This is a genomic window from Brucella sp. NBRC 12953, assembly GCF_040369775.1.
Classification (GTDB): Bacteria; Pseudomonadota; Alphaproteobacteria; order Rhizobiales; family Rhizobiaceae; genus Brucella; species Brucella pseudogrignonensis.
Genome location: NZ_BAABSV010000010.1, coordinates 67,522 through 83,472 on the forward strand (window position 1 = coordinate 67,522; position 15,951 = coordinate 83,472).

Genomic DNA, 15,951 nt, shown 5'->3' on the forward strand with positions numbered 1-15,951 from the left:
TCACTGAAATTGGCTGAATTAACCTCGGACTCCCCAGCCAAGAAGTACGTTGCGCAGTAACGGATTCATTACGAAATAGACTATCCTTACTCATCTTCCCCAACGAAGCAAAAATCGTATACAAGCAACAAAATCTTAGTCAAAATCGAATTAACTAGAATGAGTATCCCTATCATAAATATTGATATAATAAAAAATGTGCTTGCCGTTCCAAGAATAGATAGAAAAGGATCATCCTCAATCCTGTTCATTGTGCTTTTAGATGGCCTAATCGAATCAAAGACCAAAGATTGCAAAGAGATATCCGTATAGAAAATAAAAACTGTGACTAATATCAATATTACCAAAATAGCAGAAGAGACTATCGAGGCGACAGTCTCACGCTTTCTACCGAATTTTGATACCTTGCGTGCCATATTCACGATTAACCTGATTTCGCTGCTTTATTCGGAAGCCTGACCACAAGTCCTAGCCATAATAATAGCTTTACGTATTGCAGCCAATTCTTGTTCCGTGTCCTTTCCCTTAGGATCAGTTAGAACATTCACATAGGCAATCTGCATACGCTGTAAATTATATAGCAACTTCTTTCGTCGTCGACCGTAAACACTCTTCACATAAGCGCGCTTACCCGCCCTGCACATGCGCGTCAGTAGTTCTGGAACTTCTGATGGCTCCAGGTATGGTGATAAACGCTTAGTGCTCTCGCAGAACCAAAACTGCTCGGTTCTCAGAGCCCAAAGGATGAGACAGCAGAAGGAGACGAACGATATTAATTCAGGCGCCATCCAGAAAAGGACACCCCAATAAGTAGCGTTGCCGAGAGTAAGGTAGTTTACTAAGAAGTGAATTAAGAAAGATATAGCCAAGAAGCAGCTACAAAGAACAACGGTCCTTGCAGTAGTTCGGTTATCTCTCGTTGCAAATGCCCACAAGCAAAGTGCCGCAGCACCCGTTGCTGCGCTGTGAGTCCAAGGCGAATAGAGAACGCCCCGACGAAATATCCAGTCAAATAGAGGCGAAATCCCATCTCCATCACTAACAACTGTTTCTATAATAGAAAATGACAGCTTAAAGCTTTCATTAAAAGCGAAACCTATGCCCGCGATAAAGCCGCAAACAATCGCGCCGGCTGGCCTACGAAATACGGCTGGAGATATATTGTATATTATCAATAGGCCGGAAAACTTGAGGGCCTCCTCCGTAAACACATTACGAAGGACAGTATAAATGCTGGTTTCGCCTAAACCCAAATCAATCGTATTTAGGAAGCTCGCACCGCCATTTGCCATGACTGCCGACCAAAATAAAATTGCGAACCGGACACTTGTTGGCACACTGTCAAAAACGTCTAATCGGGTTATAAGCCACAGTGCTATCACCACCCAAACCGACCATGCGACGAAAGCAAACGCGAACTCGGTGTAAAGCTGTGAAGGCCAACCCAGCAAAACATTAGCGAACAAGAGCAGGCCAAGAACAAAAGTTACCCAATATATTTTGTAGGCGATCCTCTGAGGAGCTTTGAAATGTCGGAGCGATGAGCCCTTCCAGCCCCAGAGAGAGAAATGTTCGCTAATGTTTGCCATCTGCAGGTCTACTTTATCTTTCGCCCCAACGAGATTTGAAACCTCCGAATTTCGGACCGAACTCGTTAGTCAGCTTCTCCATTAGGGTCCGCTCGTCGGTAGCGTTGAAGATATGTTTTCCAGAGTCAAACACTTCCCAATGGATTTTCCCTGTCTTCGCGTCCATGATGCGTCTGGTTTCAACGGTACCGTTTTGCCATGTGCCGATACCGGTTTTTTTACCCAAATCTCGACCACCACCAGAACTATCGGAATTGCCGCCGCCATCGCGGCTGATGCTTATCGTATCCAGATGAGTGCTCCCATCTTTGTCGGTGTAATGCCCACCCGATACCATCATCATTTCGTCTACTGTTAAAACGCGCATATAAAATCTCCGATTCTTATATGAAAACACGCGACGATAATCACCGATGTCGTTTTAAGGCAATCCCACTTTAGTTGGGAATAGCTAAATGTAACCAGTTACAACGAATCCGTCCGGTTAGGGGGTGCAACAAGATTAGTTCAAAATCGTATGTTCTCTCATTAGAGAGCTGGCTCGGGAAATTTGAACAGGGGGATAAGTGGAATTTCTGCCTGACTTCGGCCTAGATGCCGGGAACAGGAGATACCCTGACGAGACGACCGCGCCGGAACCATAGCCCGGCTTTCAAGGCAAAAGTGGCGCTCGCCGCCATTCGAGACGAGCAGACGCTGGTGGAACTGTCCAAACAGTTTGACGTGCACGCCAACCAGATCAAGCAATGGAAAGACCAGCTCCTTGAGGGGGCGACAGGCGTTTTCGGCGATGAAGCGAAGGCGGAACCGACGGGGCCAACCGTCGATGTCACGACGCTGCACGCCAAGATCGGGGAGCTGACGCTGGAGAATGATTTTTTAGCCGGAGCGCTCGGCAAGGCGGGATTGCTGAGCGGAAAGAAATGATCGACCGCGAGCACAAGCTGTCCGTCGTGCGTCAGGCGAAGCTTCTCGGCTTCAGCCGTGGCAGTGTCTATTATTCGCCGCGTCCGGTGTCTGACGGCGATCTGGCTCTGATGCGCCGGATCGACGAGTTGCATCTCGAATACCCGTTTGCCGGAAGCCGGATGTTGCAAGGGCTCTTGAGGGGAGAAGGGTTGTGAGGTCAGGCTGAAGCGCGACTTTTGCCGTTTGAGTTTACGCAAAACGATGTCTGTTTGCGAAGAGTTTCTGCCGAAAGACTTCTGCAGGTGTTTTGTACCCTAAACATTTGCTCGGTTTATTGTTGAGGCGATGACAGATGAATGCGAGGTCTTGATCACTGAGGGTGAGCGGATCAAGGTCTCGGGGAAGCCAGCGTCTTGTGCGTCTGTTGGTGTTCTCAACAGTGCCTTTCTGCCAGGGTGACTGCGGATCACAGAACCATGTTTGAGACCCTATCCCATTCTGCAGATAGGACCACTCTGTAAACTCAGTGCCACGATCAAACGTGATTGATCGGCGGGCCATTTGGGGCAGGGGTTGGAGTACCCTAATCACGCCATCCATCACCGGCCGTGACTGACGATCATTGTTACGTAGCAACACAGTAAAGCGGCTCACCCGTTCGACCAGAGACGTCACATTGGCCTTGCCGAACCTCTTGCGAAACTGGATGAGGTCGCATTCCCAGTGTCCGAACTGCTTGCGCCTGGCAACCATGTCCGGACGATAAAGGATGCTCAGTTCTGGGGGAAAGCGGCGCCCATGATGACGCCGGACATGACGTGGGCGTCGTTTGGCGCGACGTTCCGGCAGATATTTCCAAAGCCCTTCTTGGCGACCGTCGGTGGAATACACAAACTGATAGATCGTTTCATGACTGACAGAAACGGGATGCCGCTCCAACCGCATTCTCCCGGCAATCTGTTGCGGTGACCACCCATCGCTGATGTGCTGGATCACGGACTGCCGGAGCTGATCATAACGAATAAGTTTTCGTTGCTTCGAGCAACGCTCACGGCATTTCTGATCAGCAATCGTACAATAATAGCCGTTTAAATCCTTGATCTCATCATCGTTGAACTGATCGCGTTTCAGTTCACGAAAAATGGTCGAGCGGTGCCTTCCAAGCTTCTCAGCAATAACATCAACGCAAAGCTTTGCAGTGCGCCAGCGCGCTATTCTTCGACGTTCATCCAGATCAATATGCGAATAGGTACGGTTCATGACGAGTTCCTTGCATTGGATAACTCATTGTTATCATTTGCAAGTCGCACTTCAAACTAGAACCCACCGGATGAGCTTGCGTTGCTTCGAACGCCGCTCGCGGCATTTCTGGTCAGCAATCGTACAGTAATAGCCGTTTAAATCCTTAATCTCATCATCGTTAAACTGATTGCGTTTCAGTTCACGAAAAATCGTCGAGCGATGCCTTCCAAGCTTCTCAGCAATAACGTCAACGGAAAGCTTTGCAGTGCGCCAGCGTGCTATTCTGCGACGTTCATCCAGATCAATATGCGAATAGGTGCGGTTCATGACGGGTTCCTTGCATTGCATAACTCATTGTTATCATTTGCAAGTCGCACTTCAAACTAGAACCCACCCCTGTTATACACATCGATTGCATAATCCGTATTATGGAACAGCCTCTCTAATATGACTAATCAGACAGCCTTAGATCTGTTCCGGAGACCAATATGCGACCCGATTGTTGCTCATTGCTAAGCAATGCCAGCGCAGCATACTCCTGAAACATTCTCGCGATATATGAGCTGAGTGTCACTATTTTCTTGCCCGCTCAGAGTTGGCACAGCTATGATTATGGGTACTGCTAGTCTGCTGCGACCAATGAATTGCTGGACGAATTAATAGCTGAAAACGACGTGACTGGACTGGTTAATAATGTAGGCGTGTCACTCCCTCAACGCCTTGACCAGCTCGATTTCGTAGCTTTGCAAAAAGTTCTTCACTTAAATCTTATAGTGGCCATTCAGTTTAGATGTGGCCCGTGTCAGTGGGGGCTTCTTGACCTCATCCTCGACAACGAGCTGGTATGTATGCGTGAAGAATGAGTTCTCTCTGAAAGAGCCCAGACTACCCCAACAATGCGATTAATGCTTAGTTTCTTGGTCTCGTTGAAGAACCTAATCGCTGGCCCTCCAAGACCAACGCCCTTTGGATAACATTCTTGTAGGCCGTCCAGTAAGTTCATAGCTCACGCAGAATTGCGAATTCCTGAGCCGACGTCGCAAATTGATCAGATATGAAATCAAGCTCTCCTAAAAATCTGCTCTAATCCATTTAATTGCCATCCAAAATTATGACTTTGCCCAAGTCGCCCGACAGACCTATACAGTAAGTGAAATTTCCTTTACTATATAGTTTGTTCAACAAAAGGCGGTTCCTATGACTTCACTTTCTGTCTCAGAAAAAGGGCAGGTCACGCTAAAGCGGGATCTGCTGCAACATCTCGGCGTCAAGCCGGGCGAACGTATCGAGTTCGATAAAATGCCGGGCGGTGAGCTTCGCGTAAAGGCGGCGCGGCCGACCGGTACGATTGAGAATTTCATAGGTCGGCATGCGGGCAAAATCAAAAGGCCGCTGACGCTGGAAGAAATGGCAGAGATTGCCGCCTCTGGTTGGGCGAGTGATAAATGAAAATAGCTGTTGATACCAACGTACTGGTCCGAGCAGTTCTACAGGATGATCCGAAGCAAGGCAAGGCGGCCAGCAAGTTACTCAAAGAGGCCTCACTGATCGCGGTGCCGCTGCCATGTTTGTGTGAGCTGGTTTGGATATTACGCCGGGGTGCGAAGCTGCCAAAGGAAGACGTAGCGCAGACGGTCCGGGATTTGCTGGATGCTGGTAATGTCGTGATGAATCGCCCCGCCGTCGAGGCCGGACTAGAAATTCTCGAAGCTGGCGGCGACTTCGCGGACGGCATCATTGCCTATGAAGGTAATTGGCTCGGCGGCGAAACGTTCGTCTCATTTGATAAAAAAGCAGTCGAATTGCTGGCGCGTTACGGGCAAAAAACGCGCTTGATGTCCTGATCCATTCTTTTCATTTTTCTGGGCAAGCCCACTCTGCGACCGCATGACCGAGATGCAGGATGTCCAGTAGATGGTGATTGCAGTGACTTGCCATGGGCTGCATTGCTTGTGCCTTCTTTGTCTTAAATCGCAGCACAGCAAAACAAGAGCGGCGATCCGGACGTCGGCTGTATTCAGGTTCGGCAACTGTGACAGCTGATATTGGGCGTGCGCACGAACTGAAAGAGCTTATTCGCTGTTTTTCAGCGCAAGACTTCAGGGTCGGGATGCTGGAAAAGCAACTGGATTATAATCAGCGTCGCGTTTCAAGTCATGGCAACCTTTATTTCTGGAAACAAATCAAACTGGACGTATTGCGATGGCCTGGGCTTTTTGCCGTAATCTGCGCGTTCTATCTGGGAGTGACAGACGATGATGCCATCCCTAAAACGAGCGAACTCTTAACTCTTGTACTTTCCTATTTTCAGATCATTGGTCCCATCACCGCACTGTCCCTCGCGCCCTTCCATTGATTGCCGCATTTGTGCGAACTGCCTTCGCTGGTGGCTAAATCGAATTCCCCCGTTATTAAATGAGGTTGTAGAGAAATAAAAAGCGCTTGGCGTTGCCCGTCATAATTCTGCGGAGTTTCGAAATCGATCGTCCGTCTTGCCGGAACGTACGCTTCTTCTTTCTGCGGTCTCCTGACAATATGTTCATATTGCAAGCCCGTCGTCACCGAGATAATTAGACTGAGCGTTAGAACGGGACTACCGGTTACAACGATACCAGCCCCGGAGTACTTTTATAAAGCGGCGGCGTTGGTCACTTGAGTTCCTGCGTAGGAAGGCGCCGATCTCTTCTCTGGTAAATTCCGGCATCGAACCTTGAAGAGACCGTGCGCTGAACGGCTCTTTGATCTTACCCTCGTCAAGCAATCTCTCGATATTCAATTGGTTCATTTTCCAATCCCCCTGCTTGAAAAATAGCAAAGCCATCACGCGGATAAATACGACAACGGTCGTATTTCCAACGACTTCTTCAGGCGACTCGGACACTTGATAACCAGGAGGTCCACAGGTGATGGAAATCGTAAGGGAGTGATGGTGGCATATGCTGACAAAGGGCTTTAACGCTGGATTCAGCTCCTCACCTCAACAGCTTGGAAAAGCATCAAGAAAAGTCGATACAGGGCGAACGCCGTGATACGAGCCGCACGTGGTGGCGTACCGGAACGACTTGCGGCGGAGTGGTAACATATTAAAGCGCTCCCCTATCCTCCGACTCCATGACAGCATCAGGTATCCATGCCCGGTCGCCGCTTTCATTCTCTGCAAAAAGGAACCCGCTCTCGCTCAAGATCAAACGTAGGCGATCGCCCTTGCGTATGGTAAATTCCAAAGCAGAAAAGTCTCTGCGCAATTGCCATCCCGCTTCCATGACCTCACACCAACTGTCGGGTACCCATCCGACCCGGCCATCGGGTCCCGTGCACCATGTCCAACCCAGATAGTCAGTTTCCATCGTACCATCGGCGGCGGGCCGAACCACATCGCCGCTTTTAACAGAAACGGGATTGTCATAGGGCTTTTCATAGTCAGTTCTGGCGATGGCGTAGGTTCCATCAGGAAAGTAGTAAAGCATCGTGGTCTCGTTGAAGCTGTTTCCGGTCTCGACGGTCCGCAAGCGGCAATGACTTATGTCGAGATGATTGTTCATTATGAGCCTTCGGGTAGACCGCTGCAACGCCACGGCTTCCGTGTTCAACAGCAATTCAAGAGAGCGCAGATTGTCTCCAACTGCGATGGGTCCGAAGCCAGTGCGCGGCCCAATGTCAGGATGAATTCGTCCGATTGGGAAGAGACGCGACGAAGGGGTAAACGCCAGCAGCACAGCATCTTTGACGGCGAAGCAGTTCTACGCAATCACTCTCCTATCTATTTCAGATTTGAGAAAAGTAACTGGGGCGCCGTCGATCCGCCGGTCATCAAATTGCACGCTTGTCCGCGACGCGGTTGCTGTCTTCAAACCACCTATCGCAATACCACTATGGCAAGCGAGGCTTAAATTGCTACGCTTGGACGTGGGGCGATCTGCGCAAAAGCCATCACTGTAGCCGGCCCCGATCTTTGCACCAGTTCCAATATTGCGACCAAACAAAGCCGAGGAGGTCAGGATAGCGCTGACGAGAGGAATTGTTTGATCAACTGACCGTTGACACACGCCTTGCTGAGGAATAACAATTGTTCACTCGATGAACTTTTTTACACGGGGCGACTTTGGCAGCGGTGTTTGACAGTGAAGACGATCTGGCGATCCGGGCGGCATGGCTGCACTATGCCGGCGGCATGACCCAGTCAGAAGTTGCTGACCGGCTTAACCTCCCCCGTGTCAAAACCCATCGCCTCATCGCCCGCGCCGTTCAGGCTGGCGCTGTCAACATTTCCATAGAGGGCGAGATCGGCGAATGCCTACGTCTTGAAAACAGCCTCAAGGATGAATTCGGACTTGAGGTCTGCGAGGTTGCGCCTGATCTCAACGAAGAGAATATGCCGTTAAAGGCGCTCGGTATCCGCGGAGCGGATTTCCTTTATCGTTTGATCGGATCACAGCAATACCAGCTCCTTGGTATCGGCCATGGCCGTACGCTGGCTGCTGCCGCATCTCACTTACGGCGCATTGAGGCCACCGGCATCCGGTTTGTTTCGCTGATTGGCGGGCTTGCACGCAATTATGCAGCCAATCCGCACGACGTTATTCACAAACTTGCCGAGAAGACATCGGCACCGGCCTACATGCTGCCTGTACCCTTTGCGGCCAATACACCAGAGGATCGCGAGGTTCTGCTTACGCAACGCGGAGTTGCCGGAGTGTTTGAGCTTTCGGCAGCATCCGAAGTCAAAATCGTTGGTATCGGCAATGTGGAAGCCGATGCTCAACTCGTCGCAGCCGACATGATCGACCGCGAAGAAATCTCCAGCATCAAGGCAATGGGAGCAAGGGCCGAGGTTCTGGGATACTTCTTCGACACGGAAGGCAAGCACGTTGAAACGCCGCTGACTGCGCGTTCGATTACGCTCGACCTTGACGTGCTGAAGAAGAGCCGCCTGATCGCAATTGCAGGAGGGCGGGATAAGGTCGGCGCGATCCGCGCCGTTTTAAAATCCGGTCTGCTTTCAGGCCTGATCGTTGACGAAGTAACTGCAAGGAATCTTTTGTCATACGCCCCTTGAGGAGGGGGCTTTCTGGGAGGAACGAAATTGTACGATAAAGAGAAAGACCTGATCGCAGCGTTTCAGCGCGGACAGATGAGCCGCCGTAGCCTGATCAAAGGGCTCGGAATTCTTGGGATGAGTGTTTCATCCGCATCGGTTCTGCTGAACCTGAGCGCCACACGCGCCCTCGCCGCTGATTTCGATTGGAAAAAGCACGAAGGAAAGACCGTCAAGCTTTTGCTGAATAAGCACCCCTACACCGATGCGATGATCGCCAATCTCAAGGCGTTCAAGGAACTCACCGGTATGGATGTCAAATATGACGTCTTCCCGGAAGATGTATATTTTGACAAAGTGACCGCCGCCCTCTCGTCAGGCTCATCGGAATATGATGCCTTCATGTCGGGCGCTTACATGACATGGACCTACGGTCCTGCTGGTTGGATCGAAGATCTTAAGCCCTACATCACCGACGCAAGCCAGACCAACCCCAACTACAACTGGGACGATTTCCTGAAGCCTGTTGTTGACAGTTGCGCATGGAATGGAAAGCCAGGCGGCCAGCTCGGATCGGAGGACGCCAAGCAGTGGTGCGTCCCGATGGCATATGAAATGAACAACCTTACCTACAACAAGCGCATTTTCGACGCCAACAAACTGACTGTTCCGACCACCCTCGACGCGCTGATTGAAACCGGCAAAAAGGCCAAGGGGGCGCTTTCTGGAGGATATGGTGTTGGCGTTCGCGGTTCGCGCAGCTGGGCCACGATCCACGCAGGCTTTCTGTCGGGCTATGCCAATTTCGGCCAGAAGGACCTGACGGTTGCCGATGATGGCATGTTATCGGCAGCGATGAACACCGATGTTTCGAAGGATTACCACAAGAAGTGGGTGCAGATGATCCAGGAAGCCGGGGCGCCTGACTGGTCGACACATACCTGGTATCAGGTTGGCACGGATCTTGGTGCCGGAAAATCGGCACTTATTTACGATGCAGACTGCCTCGGCTATTTCATGAACGGCCCGGGCAACGCCGAAATGGGCAACCTTGCCTATGCAGCGTTTAAGCCGAACCCGGAGGCTTCCGGCCCAACGCCAAATGTCTGGATCTGGTCGCTTTGCATGTCGAGCTTCTCCAAGCAGAAGGATGCAGCGTGGTTCTTCCTGCAATGGGCAACCGGCCCTGAACACGACCTGTTTGGCGCACGCGAAATGGATCTGACCAATCCGGTCCGCAAATCCGTCTGGGCAGATCAGACCTATCGCGACAAGATCGCCGCTAAATATCCGGGCTATGTCGAAATGTTCGATGCTTCGGCCGATGGTGCATCAATCAAGTTCACAGCACAGCCGCTGTTCTTTGATCTGACCACCGAATGGGCTGCGATGCTGCAAAAGATGGTGGCAAAGGAAGTGCCGGTCGATGAAGGTCTCGACCAGCTGGCTGAAAGCGTGAACCGCCAGCTGAAAGAAGCCGGTCTGGGCTGACAATGATGCAACGAGGGCGGCGGTGTATGGCGCTGCCCTCATCATTCCCATTCAGTATTCCGCCTGCCTGACAGGTATCGGGACTTATCTGTCCCGATGGCGGAGCTTTGCCGAGGACACCGCCTCATGAACGATATGACCAGAGCGCCCGTGGTTCGTCGCCGTCGTGTCAGCCGCCGAATGCTACCCTATCTGCTGAGCCTGCCAGCGCTGCTCACATGCATTGGCATTCTCATCCCCTTCCTGACGGCGGTTGCATATTCGCTTCAGCGATACCGGCTTTCACAGCCATGGGCCCGCAAATGGAACTGGGGTGAAAATTACCTTAACTTCATGACCGACGCGGCTTTCTGGAACACGCTGAAAGTCTCGGCCACCTATGCGTTTTCGACCGTGGTCTGTGAACTGTTGCTGGGTCTAGGTATTGCGCTTTTGCTGCAGCGCCGGACCATGATCAACAATGCAATTTCGATCATGCTTCTGATGCCGCTGATGACTGCCCCCGCCCTCGCCGCATTGATGTGGAAACTGATGACCAATCCGGGTTTCGGTATTATGTCATGGCTGGCTACACAGGTCGGACTTGAAAACTTCCGTTGGGCGTCCGATCCCGCAACGGCGATGCTGACCGTGGTGATCGTTGACATCTGGGTCTACACACCCTTCATCATGATCCTTTTGCTGGCAGGCTTGCGCTCATTGCCACAGCAGCCCTTCGAAGCCGCCACACTCGATGGCGTGCCTCGCCTGTTCGTTTTCTGGCGCATTACGCTGCCGATGCTGACACCGTTTTTGCTGACCGCAACGCTTTTCCGTGTCATCGAAAGCATCCAGCAGTTTGATATAATTTACGCCATGACCCAAGGCGGGCCTGGCAACCGGCTGACCGTGTTCCAGGTCGAGGCCTATCTCAATTTCTTCCAGTCCACCAATGTCGGGCGTTCCGCAGCACTGATGATTATCCTATGGGCAATCACCTACACGCTGTCGAACATCTTCATCAAGCAATGGCTCCGCCTGCGCGAAAAAGCCCATGCAGAAGCGTAAGAGGATATGACGATGCAACATGTTCACCCTCTCGAACGCATCCTGCGTGTCAGTGCGCTGACCCTTGTGGTGCTGTTCTTCATGTTCCCGATTGTCTGGATATTCTTGATGAGTTTCCAGACCAACGAAACCATTCTGCGCGTGCCGCCATCCGTGGTGTTCTCGCCCACACTTGAAAACTACACGGCACTTATCTCCGGCAAGCTGCAAACATCTGCAGGCATTCTGGAAATCAGCTTCATGAAGAACCTGTTCAACTCGTTCTTTCTCTCGGTGACATCGGTAGCAATCGGTCTTCTGCTTGGTGTTCCTGCAGCCTATGCCTTTGCACGGCTGAAATTCCGTGGCTCCGAAGACATCGCTTTCACGCTGCTTTCTTTCCGCTTCGCCCCGCCCCTGCTGGTGCTGTTGCCGCTTACAATCTATTTTCAGCAGATCGGTCTGAGCGATACTTATGTCGGCCTTATCTGGGTCTATCAGCTTATCGTTTTGCCGTTGATCCTCTGGATTGTGCGTGGATATTTCGAGGATATGCCCGCCGATATCGAATATGCCTATCGCATCGCAGGCCATAGCTGGGGTGCCACCTTCCGCAAGATCGCTCTGCCGCTTGCGGGTCCCGGCATTGCAGCGGCAGCACTACTGGCTTTCATCTTCGCCTGGAATAACTTCGTCTTTGCATTGGTGCTTGCATCGGCTGACAAACAGCCGGTGACGGTGGGTGCGCTTGCCTTCGTCACCGCCTCGGGCATCCAGTACGGACAGGTCGCAGCAGCCATCGTGCTCTCGATCGCCCCTACGTTCGCCATCGCGCTTTATGCCCAACGTTATCTCGTCGAGGGCTTGTCGCTCGGCGCGGTGAAAGGGTAAGACATGTCCATAGCACTGAAAAACATCCATAAATCCTTTAAGACCCACAAAGTCCTCGAGAATGTCTCCTTTGACGTCGCAACCGGCGAAACCGTGGTTCTTTTTGGCCCATCCGGTGCTGGCAAGACCGTTCTTCTCCGCCTGATTGCTGGCGTGGTCGACCCAGACGAAGGCAGCATTTTTCTCAATGGCGCAGACATGACAGGTGTCGAGCCGGAAGACCGCGGCCTTGGAATGGCATTTCAGAATTTTGCACTGTTTCCGCATATGGACGCAGCTGCAAACATAGCCGCCCCACTGACTGCACAGCGGCATGGCAAAGACAAGATCCGGGAGGCCGTCGGCAGTCTTGCACGGCTCCTCAAGATTGATCACGTCACAAGCCACAAGCCGAAAGAGCTGTCAAACGGCCAGAAGCAGCGTACCGCCCTGGCCCGTGCGCTGGCGGGCGACCCATCCATCCTGTTGCTCGACGATCCGCTGCGCAATGTCGATGCAAAGCTGCGTTTTGAAATGCGGCTTGAACTGCCGCGCCTGCTGCGTGAGCGCAATGCAACCGTCATTTACGTGACGCAGGACTATAAGGAAGCAATGGCTCTGGGCGACAGAATTGCCGTTCTGAATACCAATGGCATCACCCAGATTGGAACACCGGAGGATATTTATTGTCGCCCGGCAACCGTTGAAATTGCGCGGCTGTTCGGCGATCCGGTTATCAATCTTCTCGAAATAACGCCCGAGAAAATGCCGACAGGCGCTATCGAAACACGGCTGTCGGGCGGCCGTCTCGTGCTGCCGCAAAGCCTTGCAGCGCATGTGGGCCAGTCATTGCTTCTGGGTCTGCGTCCTGAATCCATACGGTTCGTCGCGTCCGATACACAAGGCGCAATCCCCATCACCATCGAGGCCGAAACGCCGCTGAATGAAAAGACCGTGTCGCTTGCTATCACCGAACGCGGTCGCGAAATCATGCTTTCCAGACCGGCCGGAACAGATGCACCGGATCGCGGTCCGGCGCATGTCGCTGTCGATGCAAATGCCATTTTGCTGTTTGATCCTCAAACCGGACGCCGTGTTGAACTGGAGGGCGGACAATGACCAAGACAATGCTCAAACTGACCAACATCGACAAGTTCTATGGCCCGGTTGGCAAAGGTTTTCACGCGGTCAAGAACCTCAACATGGAAATCAATGCGGGCGAAATCATAGCACTGCTCGGCTCATCGGGCTGTGGCAAGACATCGACTTTGCGCATGATCGCAGGGTTTGAGCCTGTCTCTCGCGGCACAATCATCATGGCTGGACGCGAAGTGCATCAGTTGCCACCAGTCCGCAGACACGTTGCCATGGCCTTCGAGGGATATTCTCTTTATCCGACGGTCAATGTTCGCGACAATATCGCCTTCGCGCTCAAGGCCGCAAAGCTTGCCGAAACCGAAGTCACGCGTCGCGTCAATGAAGTGGCGGGGATGTTGGAAATTACGGACATTCTGCATCGTATGCCCGGCACGATTTCCGGGGGACAGCAGCAGCGTGCATCGCTCGCACGCGCACTGGTACGCGAGGCCGATCTCTATCTGCTTGATGAGCCAATGGGCCAGCTTGAACCACAACTGCGCACATTGCTGCGTGGCCGTATCAAGCATTACATCAAAGAGCACGGACTGACCGCCATTCTCGTGACCCACGATCAGACGGAAGCCAACGCTTTGGCTGACCGGATCGCCGTGATGGAAGGGGGTGTACTGCAACAATTTGCAAGCCCGCAGGAAATCAAGTTCAAACCAGCCAATCTGTTCACCGGTACTTTCGTCGGCGAACCACCGATGAATACCTTTCCTGCAAAGGCCCTGGCAGACAGCGATGGCGGCTTGAGCTTCGACCTTGGACACGGCCAGACACTCGTCTATAAGAGCAACTCTTTCAAAGCAGAGACACGCGATCTGGTGGCGTCGCTCGGCAATGTCGTGGTTGGGATCAGGCCCTATGCTGTTCAGCGTACAGCTCAAGGTGTGGCCGCAAGGGTCAATGTCAATCAATGGCTCGGCGACCAAAGCCATATTGGCGCAACACTGAGCAACAGGCCGCTGGTTCTGGTCGAGCATGAGCGCAGTGCAGTGCAGGTCGGCGAGAACATAGGTGTGCATTTTCCTGCCAATGATCTGCATGTATTTGATGCCAATAGCGGGCAGGCGATCACCCATGGTCAGGAGATCGCATGATGGCCCAACCGGATATAGTCATTGGCATCGATGCGGGAACCTCTGTCATCAAAACAGTGGCGTTCGATCTGTCTGGCCAGCAGATAGCGGTCGCAGCAGTTCCCAATCGATATGTGACGCGCCCGGACGGCGCCGCAGTTCAGGATATGAACGAAACCTGGCAAGACACCGCTCGCGCGTTGCGGCAGCTTGTCGATGTGGTGCCGGGGATTGCCGAGCGTGTGGCAGCGATCGGCGTCACCGGCCAGGGTGACGGTACATGGTTGATCGACAAGAATGGTGAACCGATAACCGAGGCATGGCTTTGGCTGGATGCCCGTGCAGCCGATCGTGCAGAAAAGCTCAAGCAGAAGCCGGGTGACCAGGCACGCTATATATCCACAGGTGCGGGGCTGAATTCCTGCCAGATGGGAACGCAACTTGGGCTGATGCGACAGATCATGCCTGCGGTCTTCAACAAGGCCACAACAGCACTTCACTGCAAGGACTGGCTCTATTTCCGTATGACAGGTGAAAGGGTTGTCGATCCATCGGAAGCAAGTTTTACTTTTGGCGATTTCCGCACCCGAAATTACTCTCCCGATGTCATTGACGCTCTTGAACTCAACGACCTCAAATATCTTCTGCCGCCGGTCATCGACGGCACGCAGCAGACGCATCGGCTTACGGAGGCTGCGGCAAGGCAGACAGGCTTGCGTGCCGGTACTCCGGTCGCTCTCGCTTATGTTGACGTCACCTGCACAGCAATCGGCGGCGGTCTTTTCGCACAGGACGATATCCATGCCTGCACCGTCATCGGTTCGACCGGAATGCATATGGTGGCAAAACCGGCAGAAGATTTTGTGCCCGTCGATGCGCGCTCAGGTTATGTCATGCCTTTGCCTATACCCGGCTGGGTCGCGCAAATTCAGAGCAATATGGCGGCCACGCTCAATCTTGACTGGGTCTTTGCGCTGGCCGGTGAAATGGCACGCGATTTCGGACACCAGGCCGACCGGGCCGAGCTGATCGCCCGCCTGAACGGATGGCTCACCCAGGCACGACCTGGGCAGCTGCTTTATCACCCCTATATCTCAGAGGCCGGTGAACGCGGCCCGTTCATTGATGTGAGCGCGCGGGCAAGCCTGATCGGTCTCAATTCCACCCATCGCTTCCCGGATATTGTCAGGTCGGTGGTGGAAGGCCTCGGCCTTTCCGCCCGCCATTGTTATTCTGCGATGGGGGAAATTCCGCGCGAAATTGTCGTCACAGGCGGCGCAGCGCGCGCCGACGAGCTGCGCCGTGTTCTCGGAGCCTGTCTCGGGGCGGACCTGCGGCGTGCGACCCGCGAAGAAGCGGGTGCTACCGGTGCTGCGATGATCGCCGCGGTCGGCGTCGGCCTTGCGCCGGACATGAGAGCAATTATCAAGGAATGGGTCAGCCCTACCCTTTCCAAAGCGGAAGCGCCAGACGCCGCACTTGTTCAAAAATATAACCAGATTTTCCCCAGCTATACCGCATCGGTTGCCGCCCTGGCCCCGATTTGGAAGCAATTGTAAATGAAGGA

Annotated in this window: 15 protein-coding genes and 2 pseudogenes; 11 read left to right on the forward strand and 6 right to left on the reverse strand. The window is 52.8% G+C overall.

Annotated features, from left to right (window positions below):
• Positions 1 to 443 precede the first annotated feature (443 nt).
• A complete protein-coding gene (locus tag ABWV94_RS20235) occupies positions 444 to 1,589 on the reverse strand; it encodes a PrsW family glutamic-type intramembrane protease (RefSeq protein ID WP_353415156.1) in 1,146 nt (381 codons plus the stop codon).
• Between the two features lie 13 nt (positions 1,590 to 1,602).
• On the reverse strand, positions 1,603 to 1,956 hold the full coding sequence (locus tag ABWV94_RS20240; protein WP_353415157.1) for a hypothetical protein: 354 nt from the start codon (positions 1,954 to 1,956) through the stop codon (positions 1,603 to 1,605).
• A 227-nt stretch (positions 1,957 to 2,183) separates the two neighbouring features.
• On the opposite strand from ABWV94_RS20240, the pseudogene ABWV94_RS20245 reads away from it, so the two are divergent.
• Positions 2,184 to 2,707: pseudogene (locus ABWV94_RS20245) on the forward strand (transposase family protein); the annotation flags it as partial.
• Between the two features lie 40 nt (positions 2,708 to 2,747).
• On the opposite strand, the gene ABWV94_RS20250 reads toward ABWV94_RS20245, so the two are convergent.
• On the reverse strand, positions 2,748 to 3,758 hold the full coding sequence (locus ABWV94_RS20250) for an IS30 family transposase (protein WP_353415158.1): 1,011 nt from the start codon (positions 3,756 to 3,758) through the stop codon (positions 2,748 to 2,750).
• 63 nt (positions 3,759 to 3,821) lie between these two features.
• A pseudogene (locus tag ABWV94_RS20255) lies at positions 3,822 to 4,067 on the reverse strand (helix-turn-helix domain-containing protein); the annotation flags it as partial.
• Between the two features lie 870 nt (positions 4,068 to 4,937).
• On the opposite strand from ABWV94_RS20255, the gene ABWV94_RS20260 reads away from it, so the two are divergent.
• From ABWV94_RS20260 to ABWV94_RS20270, 3 genes are all read left to right on the forward strand, one after another.
• Positions 4,938 to 5,189 carry an AbrB/MazE/SpoVT family DNA-binding domain-containing protein gene (locus ABWV94_RS20260; RefSeq protein WP_113500096.1) on the forward strand — a complete coding sequence of 84 codons (252 nt, stop codon included), beginning with the start codon at positions 4,938 to 4,940 and terminating at the stop codon, positions 5,187 to 5,189.
• Complete coding sequence (locus tag ABWV94_RS20265) at positions 5,186 to 5,584, forward strand: type II toxin-antitoxin system VapC family toxin (RefSeq protein WP_113500094.1); 399 nt, start codon at positions 5,186 to 5,188, stop codon at positions 5,582 to 5,584. Before ABWV94_RS20260 ends, ABWV94_RS20265 begins: the two co-directional genes overlap by 4 nt.
• Positions 5,585 to 5,676: 92 nt before the next feature.
• Positions 5,677 to 6,096 carry a hypothetical protein gene (locus ABWV94_RS20270; RefSeq protein ID WP_113500092.1) on the forward strand — a complete coding sequence of 140 codons (420 nt, stop codon included), beginning with the start codon at positions 5,677 to 5,679 and terminating at the stop codon, positions 6,094 to 6,096.
• A gap of 237 nt (positions 6,097 to 6,333) precedes the next feature.
• Here the strand turns inward: ABWV94_RS20270 and ABWV94_RS20275 are convergent, their stop codons facing one another.
• Positions 6,334 to 6,621: a hypothetical protein gene (locus ABWV94_RS20275; protein ID WP_353415159.1), complete on the reverse strand. Its 288-nt coding sequence runs from the start codon at positions 6,619 to 6,621 to the stop codon at positions 6,334 to 6,336.
• A 202-nt stretch (positions 6,622 to 6,823) separates the two neighbouring features.
• The gene (locus ABWV94_RS20280) at positions 6,824 to 7,282 is read right to left on the reverse strand and encodes an SH3 domain-containing protein (protein ID WP_162761796.1); all 459 of its coding nucleotides are present in this window, start codon (positions 7,280 to 7,282) and stop codon (positions 6,824 to 6,826) included.
• Between the two features lie 629 nt (positions 7,283 to 7,911).
• Here ABWV94_RS20280 and ABWV94_RS20285 point away from each other — a divergent pair.
• From ABWV94_RS20285 to ABWV94_RS20315, 7 genes are all read left to right on the forward strand, one after another.
• Positions 7,912 to 8,796 (forward strand): sugar-binding transcriptional regulator, encoded by an 885-nt coding sequence (locus ABWV94_RS20285; protein WP_502905203.1) that lies wholly within the window; start codon positions 7,912 to 7,914, stop codon positions 8,794 to 8,796.
• A 27-nt stretch (positions 8,797 to 8,823) separates the two neighbouring features.
• Positions 8,824 to 10,266 carry an extracellular solute-binding protein gene (locus ABWV94_RS20290; protein ID WP_353415160.1) on the forward strand — a complete coding sequence of 481 codons (1,443 nt, stop codon included), beginning with the start codon at positions 8,824 to 8,826 and terminating at the stop codon, positions 10,264 to 10,266.
• Positions 10,267 to 10,392: 126 nt separating this feature from the next.
• On the forward strand, positions 10,393 to 11,313 hold the full coding sequence (locus tag ABWV94_RS20295) for a carbohydrate ABC transporter permease (RefSeq protein WP_113500084.1): 921 nt from the start codon (positions 10,393 to 10,395) through the stop codon (positions 11,311 to 11,313).
• Positions 11,314 to 11,325: 12 nt separating this feature from the next.
• Positions 11,326 to 12,183, forward strand: coding sequence for a carbohydrate ABC transporter permease (locus ABWV94_RS20300; protein WP_113500103.1), 858 nt, complete (start codon positions 11,326 to 11,328; stop codon positions 12,181 to 12,183).
• Between the two features lie 3 nt (positions 12,184 to 12,186).
• Positions 12,187 to 13,281 (forward strand): ABC transporter ATP-binding protein, encoded by a 1,095-nt coding sequence (locus ABWV94_RS20305; RefSeq protein ID WP_353415161.1) that lies wholly within the window; start codon positions 12,187 to 12,189, stop codon positions 13,279 to 13,281.
• The gene (locus tag ABWV94_RS20310; protein WP_113500080.1) at positions 13,278 to 14,405 is read left to right on the forward strand and encodes an ABC transporter ATP-binding protein; all 1,128 of its coding nucleotides are present in this window, start codon (positions 13,278 to 13,280) and stop codon (positions 14,403 to 14,405) included. The genes ABWV94_RS20305 and ABWV94_RS20310 overlap by 4 nt, the downstream gene beginning before the upstream one ends.
• Complete coding sequence (locus tag ABWV94_RS20315) at positions 14,402 to 15,943, forward strand: FGGY-family carbohydrate kinase (protein WP_353415162.1); 1,542 nt, start codon at positions 14,402 to 14,404, stop codon at positions 15,941 to 15,943. Before ABWV94_RS20310 ends, ABWV94_RS20315 begins: the two co-directional genes overlap by 4 nt.
• Positions 15,944 to 15,951: the final 8 nt, after the last annotated feature.